The following is a 17689-nucleotide window of genomic DNA, read 5'->3' on the forward strand; positions in this document are numbered from 1 at the left end:
CGAAGACTGAAATGGTGCGGGAGGCGAGACTTGAACTCGCACACCTTGCGGCGCTAGAACCTAAATCTAGTGCGTCTACCAATTTCGCCACTCCCGCGAAAAAAAGATGGTGGCTACGACGGGATTTGAACCTGTGACCCCATCATTATGAGTGATGTGCTCTAACCAGCTGAGCTACGTAGCCATCTTTTTTCGCTAACCTTCATCGGCGTTGCGGGGCGCATTATGCGTATTGAGCTTTGTAGCGTCAACAAGTTTTTTGCCGTTTTTTGCCTTAAAACGCCTGTTTGACTGGCTTGTAACCAGGGTGGCGATTTATTCAACAGTTTTCTAGCGCAACATCATCGATTAAAACAAAAAGGGGCCTTTTCAGACCCCTTATCCTACTCATTCACAAGCTTATTTGTAGGCTGACTGGTGCACGCCGACGGCACGACCAGAAGGATCGTCCATGTTCTTGAACGCTTCGTCCCACTCGATGGCTTTAGCGGAAGAACAGGCAACGGATGGACCACCCGGTACGCACTCTGCAGCGCTGGCAATCGGGAACAACTCTTCAAAAATTTCACGGTACAAGTACGCTTCTTTCGAGTTCGGCGTGTTGTACGGGAAACGGAAGTGCGCGGTGGAAAGTTGCTGATCGGTGATCTGCTTCGCGGCCACTTCTTTCAATGAATCAATCCAGCTGTAGCCCACGCCGTCCGAGAACTGCTCTTTCTGGCGCCATGCCACACTTTCCGGCAGGTAAGAAGAGAAGCACTCACGCAGAATGTGTTTCTCCATTTTGCCGTTGCTGCCGCACAGTTTATCTTCCGGGTTGATACGCATCGCCACATCGAGGAACTTCTTGTCGAGGAACGGTACACGCGCTTCGACACCCCACGCAGACATGGCTTTGTTAGCACGCGCGCAGTCAAACATGTGCAGTGCCAGCAGTTTACGCACGTTCTCTTCGTGGAATTCCTGGGCGTTAGGCGCCTTATGGAAGTAGAGATAGCCGCCAAACACTTCGTCAGCACCTTCACCTGACAACACCATTTTAATGCCCATCGCCTTGATTTTACGCGACATTAAATACATCGGCGTAGAGGCGCGAATGGTGGTGACATCATAAGTTTCGATGTGATAAATCACATCGCGGATGGCATCCAGACCTTCCTGCACGGTGAAGTGAATCTCGTGGTGCACGGTACCCAAATGCTCAGCCACAGACTTGGCGGCTTTCAGATCGGGTGAACCTTCCAGACCGACAGCAAAGGAGTGCAGCTGTGGCCACCAGGCATCACTTTTATCTTCATCTTCCACACGTTTCGCCGCAAAACGCTTGGTCACGGCGGAGATGATTGAAGAGTCGAGGCCGCCAGACAGCAGCACCCCGTAAGGCACGTCAGACATCAGGTGGCTTTTCACTGACTCTTCCAGCGCATGCTTCAGGCCCGCAGCATCGGTGGTGTTCTCAGCAACCGCAGAGAAATCCATCCAGTCACGCTGCCAGTAACGACGGATTTCGCCATCGCTGCTGCACAGGAAGCTTCCCGGCGGGAATTCTTTGATGGTGCGGCAAACCGGCACCAGCGCTTTCATTTCAGAGGCGACAAACAGGTTGCCGTGCTCATCGTTGCCCATGTAAAGCGGGATAATCCCGATGTGGTCACGGCCAATCAGATACTGCTGCTTCACGCTGTCCCACAGAATAAAGGCAAACATACCCTGCAGATCGTCGAGGAAATCGAGGCCTTTTTCCTGATACAGCGCAAGGATCACTTCGCAGTCAGAACCGGTCTGGAACGCATAACGATCGCTCAACTCAGCGCGCAGTGCCTGATGGTTGTAGATCTCGCCGTTCACGGCCAGTACGTGGGTGTGGTCAGCGTTATACAGCGGCTGTGCACCGTTGTTGACGTCAACAATCGACAGGCGCTCATGCACCAGAATGGCTTTGTCATCGGCATATACGCCAGACCAATCAGGTCCACGGTGGCGCATCAGACGGGAACACTCCAGCGCTTTCTTGCGCAATTCAACAGGATCGGATTTCAGATCCAGCACACCAAAAATCGAACACATAACTGACTCCTGATCTCACCTTGCGGCGATGTTATTTCTACGTTTGTCCGGCAGCCTTGACTGCGTGATGTATAAGAAAATGCGCTATCTGGTGGTGCTAGTGCAAGTAAAATTGCGTTTTTTTGATAAAAAGATTGTTGGTATGGCTTTAAAATTGAATTTTATCTAAAGAAGTGGCTATTAAATTAGATGGTATCTAATGAATTGGCGTTTTGAATGATTTCCCGAGCAATTACCGCTGCCCAAAATCGCGATAAAGGGATGTAAAAACAAACGCCCTGCTCACACAGCGTGCGGGCAGGGCGATAAGTAAACGCGATAGTGAAGACTTAGAAGAGATCGATATCGGCCACCGAAGGGTAAATCCAGTCGGGGCGGAATGGCATCGCATCAATGTCACTCAGCGTCGAAACGCCCGACAGCACCAGAATGGTTTCCAGCCCGGCCTGGAAGCCCGCAAGGATATCGGTGCGCAGGTTATCACCGACAATCACCGTCTCTTCAGAATGAGCATGCATCTTATTCAGCGCAGCACGCATGATGTACGGGCTGGGTTTGCCGACATAAAACGGCTTGCGTCCAGAGATGGTTTCGATACCGGCGCAGAGTGCGCCACAGGCTGGCACGTAGCCACGTGCATGCGTATCGGGGTTGGTGGCGATAAAGCGTGCGCCGCTGGCCACAAAGAATGCCGCCTTGTGCATCATTTCCCAGTTAAAAGAGCGCGTCTCGCCGACAATCACGAAGTCTGGATTGACGTCAGTGATGGTGAATCCGGCTTTATACAGTTCATGGATCAGTGCGCCTTCGCCAATCACATAGGCTTTTTGCCTTCCTGACGACGCAGGAAATCCGCGGTGGCCATCGCCGAGGTATAAAATACCGAGTCCGGCACCTCGACGCCTGCATTGGCAAAGCGGTTCGCCAAATCCTGTGCCGTTTGCGACGGATAATTGGTCAGCACCACCAGCGGCATCTCTTTCTCAAGGATGCGCTGCAGAAACTCATTCGCGCCTTTTACGGCGGTATTGTCGTGCATCAACACGCCGTCGATGTCACAGATTACGCTTTTGATGGTCATAGAGGGTTTCCGGTCAGGCCTGCCAGCGGGCAGGCTTCAATTATTCTTCCAGCAGATGCTGCAGCAGAATGCCATTTAGCATCGCGCGTTTCGCCAGCGCAAAGGCACCGATCGCCGAACGGTGATCCAACTCAGAACGCACCACCGGTAAATTTTTGCGGAAGGCGTTGAGTGCCTGCGTATTGATGCAGCCCTCGATGGCAGGGAATAGCACTTTATCGGCATCGGTGATTTCACCGGCCAGCACCACTTTCTGCGGATTGAACAGGTTAATAGCAATCGCGATGGCTTTACCCAGATAACGTCCAACGTACTCAATCACTTCACAGGCTAATGCATCGCCCTGATTGGCGGCGCGGCAAATTTGTGGCATCAGACAATTATCCAGCGACAGCGTGCTCGGATAGCCCTGATTGAGCAGATGGCGCACGCGGTTTTCAATCGCCCCGTTGGCGGCGATGGTTTCCAGGCAGCCAAAGTTGCCGCAGTGGCAGCGTTCACCCAAAGGGTCGACCTGAATGTGGCCAATCTCGCCGACGTTGCCGTTACTGCCGAGGAAAATATGGCCGTTGGCGATAATGCCCGCGCCAGTGCCGCGGTGTAAGCGCACCAGAATGGAGTCTGCGCAGTCGCGGCTTGCACCGAAATAGTGCTCTGCCAGGGCCAGGCTGCGGATATCGTGGCCGACAAAGCTGGTGACGTTAAAACGTTTTTTTAGACTGGAAACCAGTGGCCAGTGGCTCACTGTGATGTGCGGCATATAACGAATGATGCCGTTAATCGGATCTACGAGGCCTGGCAGGATCACCGCAATCGCAATCAATTCATGAATCTTACGCTGATGCGCGGCCATAAACGCCGTGATGGCATTGAACAGCGCATTCTCCAGCGTCTCTTGCGTGCGCTCAGGCAGCGGATAGTCTTCCTGCGCCAGCGATTTGCCGCTTAAATCAAACAGCGTCAGCGTGGCATCATTGCGTCCTAAGCGGACGCCGATGGTATGAAAGTGGCGGGTTTCAGTGATGATGGAGATGGCGCGGCGCCCACCGGTAGAGGCTTGTTGCTCTACCTCTTTGATAAGGCCGCGCTCAATGAGCTGACGCGTAATTTTCGTGACGCTGGCGGGCGCAAGCTGGCTGAGATCGGCGATTTGAATACGCGATATCGGCCCTTGTTGATCAATTAGCCGGTAAACGGCTGCACTATTAAGTTGTTTGACAAGATCGACATTTCCTATTTGAGTCTGGCCGCCAGTGGTCATTCAGTACTTACTCGCTGAGGACGTTGTCTCCATTGACTAACGTCTTAGTGATTTGATAATCGCGGGTAAAGACAGTGAGGTTAGCGACTTTTCCTGCTGTCACTGAACCCAGCTGTTTTTCCACGCCCATTGCCTGGGCTGGATAGAGCGTTGCCATGCGCAATGCTTCATCCAGCGCGATACCGCAATGTTCCACGCTGTTCTGTACCGCTTCAATCATGGTCAGCGCAGAACCGCTCAGGGTACCGTTTTCGTCAACGCAAAGGCCGTCGCGATAGTATATTGTTTTGCCTGCAAAAATAAATTTATCAATCGACGCACCAGCGGGTGCGGTCGCATCCGTTACCAACACCAGCTTGTCGCCTTTAATGCGCTTCGCATTGCGCACGTTAGCGTAGTGGACATGTAAACCATCCGCAATGATGCCGCAGTATACATCAGGTGAATCAAACAGCGCACCGATCAGACCCGGCTCACGGCCCGCAAAGGTCGGCATGGCATTATACAGGTGGGTAGCAAAACTCACGCCCGCGCTAAAGCCTGCTTTGGCTTCTTCGTAAGTGGCGTTTGAGTGGCCCGCAGAGACAATGATGCCCGCGGCGCGCAGTTTGCCAATCACCTCGGCACCGGCGTTTTCTGGAGCCAGCGTCACTTTGGTGATCACATCCGCGTTGGCACAAAGAAAATCCACCATCTCCGCATCGGGCAGGCGAATCAGATCTGGATTATGGGTACCTTTCTTGGCTTTGTTTAGCCACGGCCCTTCCAGATGCAGGCCTAACGCCTGATTCTGGTGTTTTGCCAGATAAGCACGCAGGGTTTCAACCGCACGCTTCATCAGTGCATTGGTGCTGGTAATCAGCGTCGGCAGGTAACTGGTGCAGCCAGATTTTTCATTGGCGCGCTGCATAATTTCCAGCGTTTCCACGCTCAGCGCGTCGATATCATCGTTAAACTGCACGCCGCCGCAGCCGTTGAGCTGCAAATCAATAAATCCGGGAGCGATAAACGCACCAGCCACATCCTGCTGTGCAATCGTTGCGTCAAGTGCATCACGTGGGCACACGCGCTCAATCAGGCCATCCGCAATCACCACTGCATGATTGTCCAGAATTTCATGACCGGTAAAAATCCGGCCGTTCACTAATGCGTACATCGTTTTTCTCTCCCGGCTAAGCCTGCTACCTTAAGGCAGCAGGTTTTTTACAACGTGTTTTCACACACCCTTCATATTTTCCGCTTCCATTTCGCGGAAATATTTCACGGTTTTCACTTTCAGTTCCATGGTGGCCGGTTCGTCACACACCACCACGGATTTCGCATGCAGCTGCAGGCAGCTGATGGTCCACATATGGTTGACGTTACCTTCTACGGCAGCCTGCAGCGCTTGTGCTTTCAGATGGCCCGTCACCAGAATCATCACTTCTTCGGCATCCAGCAGCGTACCCACACCCACGGTCAGGGCGTATTTTGGCACCTGATCGACATCGCCATTAAAGAAGCGCGAATTGGCGATGCGGGTATCGTGCGTCAGGGTTTTGATGCGGGTGCGGGAAGAGAGTGAAGAAGCCGGCTCATTAAAGGCGATGTGTCCATCGTTACCCACGCCGCCCATGAACAGGTTAATTTTACCGAATGAGCGAATCTTCTCTTCGTACTGGCGACATTCTGCGTCAATATCTGGCGCATTGCCATTCAGAAGATTGATATTTTCTGGTTGGATATCAACGTGATCGAAAAAGTTGCGGTACATGAAGCTGTGGTAGCTTTCAGGATGCTCTTTTGGCAGGCCAACGTATTCATCCATATTGAAGGTGACTACGTGCTTGAAACTAACCTGGCCCGCTTTGTGCATATCGATCAGGTGCTTGTAAGCTTCCAGCGGCGTACCGCCAGTGGGCAAACCCAGCACGAAGGGACGTTCTGCGCTAGGCTTAAACGCGTTGATGCGGTTAACAATATGGCGTGCAGCCCATTTACCCACCTGGGTAGGTGTGGCCAAGGGGATCAGTCTCATGTCTTCACCTCAATTAAGATTAGGAAAGTGTGGTCGCCGATGCGGGTTTAGGTTACTGCCCTTAAGCGTAATCCGTTTAAGCGCAACCAGCAGGGAAAAGTGCGACTTGATATTTTTCATCATAAAATAAGTTTGTGGTGGTGGCTAGCATTTCGCGGGATTAAACGTCGAATATGGTGATTAAAGTCACAGTTACTGTGGTTTTAATTTGCGAGGCGAATTAATTTATCTTTACACTGCGCCTCGTGGTGAATGATGTCATCAAGGTACCGGGCGCCGGGATAATAAAATCAACCCGCGCCTCGGCAAAACGCCAGTCTCATAGGGGGAGAAAAAGGTGAGTATTTTAGGATATCTGCAAAAGGTCGGCCGTGCACTGATGGTGCCGGTAGCGACACTGCCGGCAGCGGCAATCTTGATGGGCGTGGGGTATTGGATTGATCCTGATAGCTGGGGCGCAGGCAATGCGCTGGCAGCGCTGCTGATTAAATCCGGTTCCGCCATTATCGAAAATATGTCAGTGCTGTTTGCCATTGGTGTGGCTTACGGTATGTCAAAAGATAAAGACGGTGCGGCCGCATTAACTGGCTTCGTCGGCTTCCTGGTGGTCACCACGCTGTGTTCACCCGCCGCGGTGTCCATGATTCAGAAGATCCCGGTCGAGCAGGTGCCTGCTGCCTTCGGTAAGATCAATAACCAGTTCGTGGGTATTCTGGTCGGTATTCTTTCTGCTGAGGTCTACAACCGCTTTAGCCATGTGGAACTGCCCAAAGCGTTGTCGTTCTTTAGTGGACGCCGTTTGGTGCCGATCCTCGTCTCATTCCTGATGATCATTGTGGCGTTCATCCTGATGTACATCTGGCCAATCATTTTCGGCGGCCTGGTGAATTTCGGTGAGCACATCCAGAAAATGGGTTCAGTGGGTGCAGGCGTGTACGCCTTCTTTAACCGTTTGCTGATTCCGGTTGGTCTGCATCACGCGCTGAACTCCGTGTTCTGGTTTGACGTGGCAGGCATCAACGATATTCCTAAGTTCCTTGGCGGTGCGCAATCTATCGCGAATGGCACAGGTATCCCGGGCATTACCGGTCGCTATCAGGCGGGCTTCTTCCCGATCATGATGTTTGGTCTGCCGGGTGCTGCATTGGCTATCTTCCACTGCGCACGTCCAGAAAACCGCGCCAAAGTCGGCGGTATCATGCTGGCTGCTGCGTTTGCTGCCTTCTTCACCGGTATCACTGAACCGCTGGAATTCTCCTTCATGTTCGTGGCGCCGGTGCTGTATGTGATTCACGCCGCATTGACCGGTCTTTCCGTGTTCATCGCTGCGAGCATGCACTGGATTGCAGGATTTGGTTTCAGTGCTGGTCTGGTGGATATGGTGCTGTCAACGCGAAATCCGCTGGCCGTTAACTGGTGGATGCTGATCCCTCAGGGTCTGGTGTTCTTTGCGATTTACTATGTGGTGTTCCGTTTCACTATTCAGAAATTCAATCTGATGACGCCGGGCCGTGAGCTGTCTGCAGGCGATGAAACTGATGGCTACGACGTCAACGTCGACCATAGTGGTAACGGTGAAAGCCAGACTGAATCGCTGGCACGTCGCTACATTGCTGCCATCGGCGGTTCTGAAAACCTGACCAACATCGATGCCTGTATTACCCGTCTGCGTCTAAACGTCAAAGACTCTGCACAGGTAAATGAAGGTGTGGCGAAACGTTTGGGTGCATCAGGCGTGATTCGTCTCAACAAGCAAAGTGTGCAGGTGATTGTCGGCACTCAGGCTGAAAGCATCGCGACTGCAATGAAAACGGTATTGAGTAAAGGCCCGGTTGCTGCTGCCGTTACTGCGGCACCTGCCGTGGCGAGTGCGCCGGTTGCGGCGAAACCTCAAGCGGTGCTGAACACCGAAAAAGCCGTGATTGCTACGCTGGTGGCACCGGTGACCGGTGAGATCGTAGCGCTGGATGCCGTACCGGATGAAGCGTTTGCCAGCAAAGCGGTGGGCGATGGTCTGGCAATCAAGCCAACCGACAAAACCGTGGTGGCACCGATTGCCGGTACCGTGGTGAAAATCTTCAACACCAACCATGCCTTCTGTCTGGAAGCTGCCAACGGGGTTGAGATCGTCGTGCACATGGGTCTGGATACTGTGGCACTGGAAGGTAAAGGCTTCACGCGTTTGGTGGAAGAGGGCGCAACCGTCACCGCGGGTCAGCCGATTCTGGAGATGGATCTTGATTTCCTCAACGCTAACGCGCGCTCGATGATTAGCCCAGTTGTAGTCAGCAACAGCGATGATTTCGCCGGACTGAATCTGCTGGCAAGCGGTTCAGTGGTTGCAGGTGTAACGCCGCTGTATGAAGTGAAAACTAAGTCCTTGTGATTTAGTCAGAAGGCAGGAAGCAATTCCTGCCTTTTTTGTTTTAAAACGACCAACAAACGGTTGTTTCCCTCCTGCGCTTTGTGGATCATACTCCGTTACTTCGTGGTACAAATCACCCGCTATTGTTTTGAGGATTTTGAGATGAGTGAGGCTGAAGCCCGCCCAACGAACTTTATTCGTCAGATCATTGACGAAGACTTGGCGAGCGGTAAGCACAGCAGTGTGCATACCCGTTTCCCGCCTGAGCCCAATGGTTACCTGCATATTGGCCATGCAAAATCTATCTGCCTGAACTTTGGTATCGCCCAAGATTATCAAGGTCAGTGCAACCTGCGTTTTGACGACACCAACCCGGTTAAAGAAGACCTGGAGTTCGTTGAATCCATCAAGCGTGACGTGCAATGGCTGGGCTTTGAGTGGAGCGGCAACATTCGTTACTCCTCAGACTATTTCGACCAACTGTTTAACTACGCCGTTGAGCTGATCAATAAAGGTCTGGCTTACGTTGATGAGTTGTCTGCGGAGCAGATCCGTGAATACCGCGGCACCCTGACGGCGCCGGGTAAGAATAGCCCGTATCGCGATCGCAGCGTGGAAGAGAACCTCGCGCTGTTCCAGAAGATGCGTGATGGCGGTTTCGAGGAAGGCAAAGCTTGTCTGCGTGCCAAAATCGATATGGCATCCAGCTTCATCGTGATGCGCGATCCGGTGCTGTATCGCATTAAATTTGCCGATCACCATCAGACCGGTGATAAGTGGTGCATCTACCCGATGTACGACTTCACGCACTGCATTTCGGATGCGATCGAAGGCATTACGTACTCACTGTGTACGCTGGAGTTCCAGGATAACCGTCGTCTGTACGATTGGGTGCTGGACAACATCACCATCCCTCAGCATCCACGTCAGTACGAATTCTCGCGCCTGAATCTGGAATACGCGGTGATGTCGAAGCGTAAACTGACGCAGCTGGTCACCGAGAAAGTGGTGGAAGGCTGGGACGATCCGCGCATGCTGACCGTTTCCGGTCTGCGCCGCCGTGGTTACAGTGCGGCATCGATTCGTGAGTTCTGCCGCCGTATCGGCGTGACCAAGCAGGACAACATTGTTGAGATGGCCTCGCTGGAATCCTGTATTCGTGACGATCTCAATGAGAACGCACCGCGCGCGATGGCGGTACTCGACCCGCTGAAAGTGGTGATCGAAAACCTGCCGGCTGGCCATGAAGAAACGCTGACCATGCCTAATCATCCAAACAAACCGGAGATGGGCACGCGTGAAGTGCCATTCAGCCGCGAAGTGTGGATCGATCGCGCGGACTTCCGCGAAGAAGCCAACAAGCAGTACAAACGTTTGGTGCTGGGCAAAGAAGTGCGTCTGCGTAATGCTTACGTGATTCGTGCAGAGCGCGTGGCGAAAGATGAAGAGGGCAACATTACTTGCATCTATGCCACCTGTGATGTCGATACGCTGAGCAAAGATCCTGCTGACGGCCGCAAAGTGAAAGGCGTGATTCATTGGGTTTCAGCGATTCATGCGCTGCCAGCTGAATTCCGTCTTTACGATCGCCTGTTCAGCGTGCCGAACCCGGCAGCAGCCGATGATTTCCTGACCACCATTAATCCGGATTCACTGCAAATCAAACAGGGCTTCGTTGAGTCTGGTCTGCGAGATGCGGCAGTGACGGCAGCGTATCAGTTTGAGCGTGAAGGCTATTTCTGTGCCGATAGCGTTTACTCACAGCCAGGCAAGCCGGTGTTTAACCGCACGGTCGGTCTGCGTGATACTTTTGCTAAAATCGGTGATTGATTCTGCTTGTCGATAGCACAATATGATCATCAAAGGGCGAGCAATCGCCCTTTTTTATTGCCTGCATTTCCAGGCCGCCAGCTGATTATGCTGAAGGCGGCGAAATGTGCTTGTTACCGGGGTTTGCGACTAATCTGACTTTAGCAAAATTAACCCATTTGCGAGTGTGAAAAATTGTATTTCAGGTAGGCTATGCGCTCTCAACAGAGCTCTGCGGGTTATCAAAGGAAAAAAAATGACAAGTCTCGCGCTGGAAGCTAAGCATAGCGTGGTGGTATTACATCAGCTTATTGAACGTGTTTTTAACCAGGCAGAAGGCAGTGATGACAGCATGGAACTGCTTTTGTCCTACTTTCACCCTGACTTTAAAATGGTGACCCCGCTGGGCAAGCAGCTGGATCTGAATGAGACCGAAGTGCTGTTTCGCCAACTGCACGGCAAGCGTGAAGGGATGCGCATCGCGACCAGTGAACATGCCATCATTTCACAACAGAGTGATGAAGTGACGATTCAATATCGCGAGTTACAAATGTTGAACGGCACCAATCAAACACGCATCTCTCTGGCAGTGCTGGATTGCAGCACCACCATTCCCCGCTGGCGTTATCTGCACGAAACCTTTATCGCTTGATAACAGGCATAAAAAAACCGGTGACGAGCACCGGTTTTTTTATATTGCATAGCACACTCAATTACTTATCGTGGAGCGTATCGTCTTCGCGGCAGTCTCCCAACGCACAGTGACCATACAGGTACAGGCTGTGGTTGCTGAGTTTGATGCCATGGCGAGTGGCAATTTCACGCTGACGCGTTTCAATTGATTCATCGCTGAATTCGATCACTTTGCCACAATCCAGGCAGATTAAGTGGTCGTGGTGATGCTGCTGAGTCAGTTCGAATACGGATTTACCGCCTTCGAAGTTATGACGGGTTACGATGCCCGCGTCGTCAAACTGGTTCAGAACGCGATAAACCGTCGCCAGGCCAATCTCTTCGCCCATGTCGATCAGGCGCTTATACAAATCTTCCGCACTGACGTGATGGGACTCGGGGCCGGGTCCCTGAAGCACTTCCAAAATTTTCAATCTTGGGAGAGTGACTTTCAGGCCAGCCTTCTTCAATGCGGAGTTGTTGTCAGTCATTCGGATATTGTCCTGTTACTTTGCTTGTCACTTACGGCGCAGGGGCCTTGAATGTTTAGGTCACGCGTATTCTCATTTGCGTCTCATTATAGAACTCAAGCAGTGAAATGAAAACCAGGGTGTCGCGCAAATCAACAAAAGTCGTAAGGATAAACATCGCCTACGTCAGCGCGGAACGGTGTGGTTTGGGTTTCCATTTCACTCAGCCTCATTCTATAGCCAGAGGAATAAGCGGATGACCATTGCGGGTATTCTACAGATTTGCGGGGAAAAGTTAAAAAACCGTAGCTATTATTTTTATAGGAAATTCCTTTGTCCCAATGTGAGCCAGCGCCCACATTGGGGGAGGGCAGGAATCAGGCCTCGATGATCTCTTTCAATTGCAGCTCATCGAAAATCTGTTTCACCCACGCGTTAACACGTTCGTTGGTCAACTCGGGCTGACGGTCTTCGTCAATCGCCAGACCCAGGAAGTGTTTGTCGTCTGCCAGGCCTTTAGACGCTTCAAAATGATAGCCTTCAGTTGGCCAGTGTCCCACAATCACCGCACCGTTAGGCTCAATGATGTCGCGGATGGTGCCCATCGCATCACAGAAATACTCTGCGTAATCTTCCTGGTCACCACAGCCAAACAGCGCGACCAGTTTGCCATTGAAGTCGATCTCTTCCAGCGTCGGGAAGAAGTCATCCCAGTCACACTGCGCTTCGCCGTAATACCAGGTCGGAATGCCCAGCAGCAAAATGTCGAATGCTGCGAGATCTTCTTTGGTGCTCTTAGCAATGTCATGCACTTCGGCGACATCTTTACCCAGTTGTTTCTGGATCATTTTTGCAATGTTTTCAGTGTTGCCGGTATCGCTGCCGAAGAAAATGCCTACGATTGCCATGGGTTTAGTAACCTCTTAAAGCCTGATTGTGAAAGTAAGTCAATTGACTGCACATTTATGCGAATGATAGCAGACGGTCAAAAACTGAGGAACGAGTAAAGCCTGATCTTTGTGTTCCTGCGTGCGGTCTGCGCGCGTTACGACAGTTTGAGCTGCGCCAACAGCATTTGTTCAATCAATTCGCTACGACTGATGTTTTGTTGCTCGGCCAGCGTGCTAAGCGCATCGACCGCTTCGCTGGACATCTTCAGCTCAACGCGACGCAGCCCTCGCACTTTATCGCGCTTGAGCTGATTACGTTTGTTGATACGTAACTGTTCATCACGCGTCAGCGGACTGGTTTTAGGGCGACCGGGACGCCGATCGTCTGCAAAGAGATCAAGCGTGGTGCGGTCTGTCTGTTCTTTTGCCATGATTTGCGAAACTGAGTGGGCGCGAACGGCGGAAAGGCGCTGCGCGATTTATATTTTATCGGCCCGACCGCGGTGAAAAACCATCCGCGGCAAATTTTTAGCGCGACATCATACTCCAGCGTCATCTGTGACGCCAACCCTAAACCGCTAACGGCAAGCTTTTGCTTTTACAGGTTAAAAAATCGTCTAACTGCGCGCAGCACCGCATCCGGTTTTTCAGCGTGCACCCAATGACCGGCACCGCTGATGACATGTGCATGCGCCTGCGGGAACTGACGCAGCAGTGCCTCACGGTGCTGATTATCCAGATAAGGCGAATCGCCACCGCGAATAAACAGCGCAGGATGCGGCCAGGCCGGCACCTCTTCCCAGCCAGAAATGATGCTGTAATTATTCCACAGCACTGGCACATTGAAACGCCACTCGCCGTCCACGAAAGACTTGAGAATAAACTGAATCACACCCTCTTCGGCGATGTGATGGCGCATGACCTCAGCGGCTTCGCCACGACGTATAACGCCAGCAGCTGAGACGGCGCGTATGCCGGCAAAGATTTCATCGTGACGGCGAATGTGATAATCCACCGGCGCGATATCGATTAACACTAACTTCTCGATGCGTTCCGGGGCTACCGCGCTTAAGGCCATGGCGATTTTACCGCCCATCGAGTGCCCAATCACGCCAGCACGTTCGATGTTATGCGCATCCAGCGTGTCCACAATGTCCTGTGCCATCGCAGCGTAATGCATGACTTCGCTGCGTGCAGACTGACCGTGGTTGCGCACATCCACTTGCAGCGTGGGACGGGCATCGCGAACGCCGCGCGCCAGTACGCCAAGATTGTCGAGGCTACCAAATAGGCCATGAATTAGCAGAATCGGCGTGGTGTCAGGGGTAGATTGTTCAGTTTGCAGACGGGCGTTCAAAATCATGGCTAAAGTTCTTACGGTTGTGACCTTGGCTTAGGGTATCATGGATTCACCTGTCCAGGAGCCAGCCGGCCAGGCATTAGGGCATATTCCGACTTTTGCCCTGAAACGACGCCAGCGCTATCGGCTGCCACGGATTTAACTTTATAATCCTTATGTTAGAGCCCGCTCACGTTTTGCACTGCTCGATTTTGCTAAGGCGGTTGCAACAATGCGTGGTTCTGTCATTTGCCAGAATTGTACGGAATAAGATGAAAACGATTGAAGTTGACGAAGAACTCTACCGTTATATTGCCAGCCACACGCAGCACATTGGTGAAAGCGCCTCCGATATTTTGCGCCGCATGCTGAAGTTTACGGCGGGTCAGAGCGCACCTGCTGCGCCTGCCACCAGTGCTTCAGTGAAAGAAGCGCAGCCTGCGCGCAGCGAAGCGCGTCCTCAGGATCGCGTACGTGCCGTGCGTGAACTGCTGCTTTCCGATGAGTATGCCGAGCAGAATAAGGCGGTTAATCGCTTTATGCTGGTACTGTCAACGCTCTATCGTCTTGATCCAGCAGCATTTGCTGAAGCCACTGCCTCGTTGCAGGGCCGTACTCGCGTTTACTTCGCGGGCGACGAGCACACGCTGTTGCAAAATGGCACCCATACTAAGCCGAAGCACGTTCCCGGCACGCCGTACTGGGTGATCACCAATACCAATACAGGCCGCAAATGCAGCATGGTGGAACACATCATGATGGCTATGCAGTTCCCTCAGGAACTGACAGAGAAAGTTCGCGGCACCATTTAAACTGAAGCGTCAGGGAGAAGCGCCAATGGCCAATCACCCCCGTGCCGGGCAGCCTGCCCAGCAGAGCGATTTGATTAACGTTGCACAATTAACCTCGCAGTATTACGTCCTGAAGCCCGATGCGGCGAACCCGGACCATGCGGTGAAATTTGGCACTTCTGGCCACCGCGGCAGCGCGGGACGTCAAAGCTTCAATGAAGTGCATATTCTGGCGATTGCGCAAGCCATCGCAGAAGAGCGCAAAAAGAATGGCATCACTGGCCCTTGCTACGTGGGAAAAGATACTCACGCACTGTCTGAGCCGGCGATCTTGTCCGTGCTGGAAGTGCTGGCAGCGAACGGTGTGGATGTGATCGTGCAGCAGGATAACGGCTACACGCCAACGCCTGCGATCTCCAATGCCATTCTGGAACACAACAAACGTGGTGGCGCGCAGGCTGACGGTATCGTTATCACGCCTTCGCACAACCCGCCAGAAGACGGTGGCATCAAGTACAACCCACCAAACGGTGGCCCGGCTGATACCAACGTCACGAAAGTGGTGGAAGATCGCGCCAACCAGCTGATCAAGGGCGAATTGAAAGACGTGAAACGTCTGCCACTGGATCAGGCCTGGGCAAGCGGCCATATCGTTGAGCAGGATCTGATTCAACCGTATGTGGAAGGTCTGGCTGAGGTCATCGACTTCCCGGCAATCCAGAAAGCGGGCCTGAAAATCGGCGTTGATCCGCTGGGTGGTTCCGGTATCGCGTACTGGCAGCGCATCGCTGAGCACTACAAGCTGGATCTGACCATCGTTAATGATGCTGTCGATCAGACTTTCCGCTTCATGCATCTGGATAAAGATGGCGTGGTGCGCATGGACTGTTCGTCTGAGTGCGCGATGGCCGGTTTGCTGGCGTACAAAGATAAGTTCGATCTGGCGTTCGGTAACGACCCGGATTACGACCGTCACGGTATCGTCACGCCAGCTGGCCTGATGAACCCGAACCACTATCTGGCCGTCGCCATTAATTACCTGTTCCAGCATCGCCCGCAGTGGGGCAAAGATGTGGCGGTGGGTAAAACGCTGGTCTCCAGCGCGATGATTGACCGCGTAGTGAATGATATCGGCCGCAAGCTGGTTGAAGTCCCGGTCGGCTTCAAATGGTTTGTTGATGGCCTGTTTGACGGCAGCTTCGGTTTCGGCGGCGAAGAGAGCGCGGGTGCTTCCTTCCTGCGCTTCGATGGCTCAGCCTGGTCAACCGATAAAGACGGTATCATCCTGTGCCTGCTGGCAGCGGAAATCACCGCCGTTACCGGCAAGAATCCGCAGCAGCATTATGACGAACTGGCTGAACGCTTTGGTGCGCCAAGCTATAACCGTCTGCAGGCTCCGGCGACCTCTGCGCAGAAAGCAGCACTGTCTAAGCTGTCACCGGAAATGGTGAGTGCTGACACGCTGGCGGGCGATCCGATTACTGCACGTCTGACCGCGGCTCCGGGCAATGGTGCGTCGATTGGCGGTCTGAAAGTGATGACAGAGAACGGCTGGTTTGCTGCGCGTCCGTCAGGCACTGAAGACGCCTACAAAATCTACTGTGAAAGCTTCCTCGGCGCTGAGCATCGCCAGCAGATCGAGAAAGAAGCAGTCGAAATTGTCAGTGAAGTGCTGAAGAACGCGTAATTAAACATAAAGGCGCACTATGTGCGCTTTTATCACGCGTTTTCAATAGAATGGCCCATGTGACTGCATGGGCCATTTTTTATGGCATAAATCGGTAGCCGATACCGGTTTCTGTCAGCAGATGACCTGGCTGAGTGGGATTGGTTTCCAGCTTTTGCCGTAAGTGCCCCATATAAATGCGCAGATAATGGCTGTGCTCCACCGCATTGGGGCCCCACACCTGACTCAACAGCTGGCGCTGCGTCAGCACTTTCCCGGCATTGTTCAGCAATAAACTCAACAGGCGAAACTCGGTCGGGGTGAGATGGATCTCCTGCTCATTACGCAGCACGCGGCGTGCAGCCAGATCGACACTCACTTCCCCAAATTTCACGATCGGTTCTGGCTGGCTGCTTTGATGGCGACGTAACGCCACGCGCACCCGCGCCAGCAGCTCACCGATGCCAAACGGCTTGGTCAGGTAATCGTCAGCACCGGCATCCAGCGCATCAATCTTGTCCTGCTCATCACTGCGCGCAGACAGCACAATCACCGGCATGCTGCTCCACTGCCGTACTTCGCGAATGAAGTCGTTGCCGTCACCATCTGGCAGCCCGAGATCGAGAATCACCAAATCCGGCTTACGCGTGGCTGCTTCAATCAGTCCGCGCTGTAATTGCTCTGCTTCCACAATTTTCAGGCCTTCGCTTTCCAGCGCCAGGCGCACGAAACGGCGAATCTCTTTTTCATCTTCAACAATCAAGATGGTCGTCACGCTGACTCCTGCGGCATAAAAAGTTAACACGGCACTTTATCAAGAATCGGACACGGCGTCCGTCAGGATGTTTGTAACCTGAAGTTATCGCCTCATTTACAATTATGTAACTTACTTTCAGATAAAGCCGAGAAGCGCAAAAAAAGATCAAAATAAGTGGTCGGATGAGTAGTAAAATTACACAACCAGGCGTAATATCTGAGGCAGATCACATTTCAACGCAAAAATTATCACGGGAGGCAATCATGTATCAGGCATTTCCACTCTATAAAATCGTGTTGCGCCGCGTGCTGGTGGTATTGGTCGGCTTGCTTGCTTTACCGGTGATGCTGTTCCGCCAGGATCGTGCACGCTTTTACAGCTACTTGCACCGCGTCTGGTGTAAAACCAGTACTAAACCGGTCTGGTTGGCACAGACTGAAGCAGTGGGCAGCATCCACTGGTAAGCGTTCCAACGCTGCATCGAAGAAACCGGCCGCTTCATTG

At 52.6% G+C, this 17689-nt stretch carries 15 protein-coding genes, 2 tRNA genes and 1 pseudogene; 6 read left to right on the forward strand and 12 right to left on the reverse strand.

Translation table 11 applies throughout. From position 1 onward, the window contains the following. Positions 1-12: 12 nt before the first annotated feature. The 7 genes and pseudogenes from HA45_RS03800 to nagB all read right to left on the reverse strand — a co-directional run bounded on the left by HA45_RS03800 (position 13) and on the right by nagB (position 6426). Positions 13-97 (reverse strand) — tRNA-Leu (locus HA45_RS03800). 10 nt (positions 98-107) lie between these two features. Then, a tRNA-Met gene (locus HA45_RS03805) sits at positions 108-184 on the reverse strand. A gap of 215 nt (positions 185-399) precedes the next feature. Next, positions 400-2067: an asparagine synthase B gene (gene asnB / locus HA45_RS03810; RefSeq protein ID WP_100702387.1), complete on the reverse strand. Its 1668-nt coding sequence runs from the start codon at positions 2065-2067 to the stop codon at positions 400-402. A gap of 329 nt (positions 2068-2396) precedes the next feature. Continuing rightward, positions 2397-3148, reverse strand: a pseudogene (locus HA45_RS03815) (HAD-IIA family hydrolase). Positions 3149-3188: 40 nt separating this feature from the next. After that, positions 3189-4409 carry a DNA-binding transcriptional regulator NagC gene (gene nagC / locus HA45_RS03820; protein WP_100702389.1) on the reverse strand — a complete coding sequence of 407 codons (1221 nt, stop codon included), beginning with the start codon at positions 4407-4409 and terminating at the stop codon, positions 3189-3191. A 7-nt stretch (positions 4410-4416) separates the two neighbouring features. Continuing rightward, complete coding sequence (gene nagA / locus HA45_RS03825) at positions 4417-5565, reverse strand: N-acetylglucosamine-6-phosphate deacetylase (protein WP_100702390.1); 1149 nt, start codon at positions 5563-5565, stop codon at positions 4417-4419. 60 nt (positions 5566-5625) lie between these two features. Continuing rightward, on the reverse strand, positions 5626-6426 hold the full coding sequence (gene nagB, locus HA45_RS03830) for a glucosamine-6-phosphate deaminase (RefSeq protein ID WP_100702391.1): 801 nt from the start codon (positions 6424-6426) through the stop codon (positions 5626-5628). 343 nt (positions 6427-6769) lie between these two features. On the opposite strand from nagB, the gene nagE reads away from it, so the two are divergent. The 3 genes from nagE to HA45_RS03845 all read left to right on the forward strand — a co-directional run bounded on the left by nagE (position 6770) and on the right by HA45_RS03845 (position 11252). Beyond that, positions 6770-8812: an N-acetylglucosamine-specific PTS transporter subunit IIBC gene (nagE, locus tag HA45_RS03835; RefSeq protein ID WP_128598889.1), complete on the forward strand. Its 2043-nt coding sequence runs from the start codon at positions 6770-6772 to the stop codon at positions 8810-8812. Between the two features lie 141 nt (positions 8813-8953). Next, positions 8954-10621, forward strand: a complete 1668-nt coding sequence (glnS, locus tag HA45_RS03840) for a glutamine--tRNA ligase (RefSeq protein WP_100702392.1) — start codon at positions 8954-8956, stop codon at positions 10619-10621. A 235-nt stretch (positions 10622-10856) separates the two neighbouring features. Continuing rightward, positions 10857-11252, forward strand: a complete 396-nt coding sequence (locus HA45_RS03845) for a hypothetical protein (protein WP_100702393.1) — start codon at positions 10857-10859, stop codon at positions 11250-11252. A gap of 61 nt (positions 11253-11313) precedes the next feature. Here HA45_RS03845 and fur read toward each other — a convergent pair whose 3' ends face one another. From fur to ybfF, 4 genes are all read right to left on the reverse strand, one after another. Then, a complete protein-coding gene (gene fur, locus HA45_RS03850; protein WP_007890672.1) occupies positions 11314-11763 on the reverse strand; it encodes a ferric iron uptake transcriptional regulator in 450 nt (149 codons plus the stop codon). Between the two features lie 356 nt (positions 11764-12119). Next, positions 12120-12650 carry a flavodoxin FldA gene (fldA, locus tag HA45_RS03855; protein ID WP_100702394.1) on the reverse strand — a complete coding sequence of 177 codons (531 nt, stop codon included), beginning with the start codon at positions 12648-12650 and terminating at the stop codon, positions 12120-12122. A 137-nt stretch (positions 12651-12787) separates the two neighbouring features. Further along, the gene (gene ybfE, locus HA45_RS03860; protein ID WP_100702395.1) at positions 12788-13063 is read right to left on the reverse strand and encodes a LexA regulated protein; all 276 of its coding nucleotides are present in this window, start codon (positions 13061-13063) and stop codon (positions 12788-12790) included. A gap of 167 nt (positions 13064-13230) precedes the next feature. Next, positions 13231-13995 (reverse strand): esterase, encoded by a 765-nt coding sequence (gene ybfF / locus HA45_RS03865; RefSeq protein ID WP_100702396.1) that lies wholly within the window; start codon positions 13993-13995, stop codon positions 13231-13233. Positions 13996-14243: 248 nt separating this feature from the next. On the opposite strand from ybfF, the gene seqA reads away from it, so the two are divergent. Continuing rightward, positions 14244-14783 (forward strand): replication initiation negative regulator SeqA, encoded by a 540-nt coding sequence (seqA, locus tag HA45_RS03870; RefSeq protein ID WP_100702397.1) that lies wholly within the window; start codon positions 14244-14246, stop codon positions 14781-14783. A 25-nt stretch (positions 14784-14808) separates the two neighbouring features. After that, positions 14809-16449: a phosphoglucomutase (alpha-D-glucose-1,6-bisphosphate-dependent) gene (gene pgm / locus HA45_RS03875; protein WP_038648250.1), complete on the forward strand. Its 1641-nt coding sequence runs from the start codon at positions 14809-14811 to the stop codon at positions 16447-16449. 79 nt (positions 16450-16528) lie between these two features. Here pgm and kdpE read toward each other — a convergent pair whose 3' ends face one another. Further along, on the reverse strand, positions 16529-17203 hold the full coding sequence (gene kdpE / locus HA45_RS03880; RefSeq protein WP_100702398.1) for a two-component system response regulator KdpE: 675 nt from the start codon (positions 17201-17203) through the stop codon (positions 16529-16531). A gap of 245 nt (positions 17204-17448) precedes the next feature. Between kdpE and HA45_RS03885 the strand changes: the two genes are divergently transcribed. Next, positions 17449-17649, forward strand: coding sequence for a DUF2517 family protein (locus HA45_RS03885; RefSeq protein ID WP_100702399.1), 201 nt, complete (start codon positions 17449-17451; stop codon positions 17647-17649). Positions 17650-17689 lie beyond the last annotated feature (40 nt).

Origin of the sequence: Pantoea rodasii, from assembly GCF_002095465.1 — a bacterium.
Taxonomy (GTDB): domain Bacteria; phylum Pseudomonadota; class Gammaproteobacteria; order Enterobacterales; family Enterobacteriaceae; genus Pantoea; species Pantoea rodasii.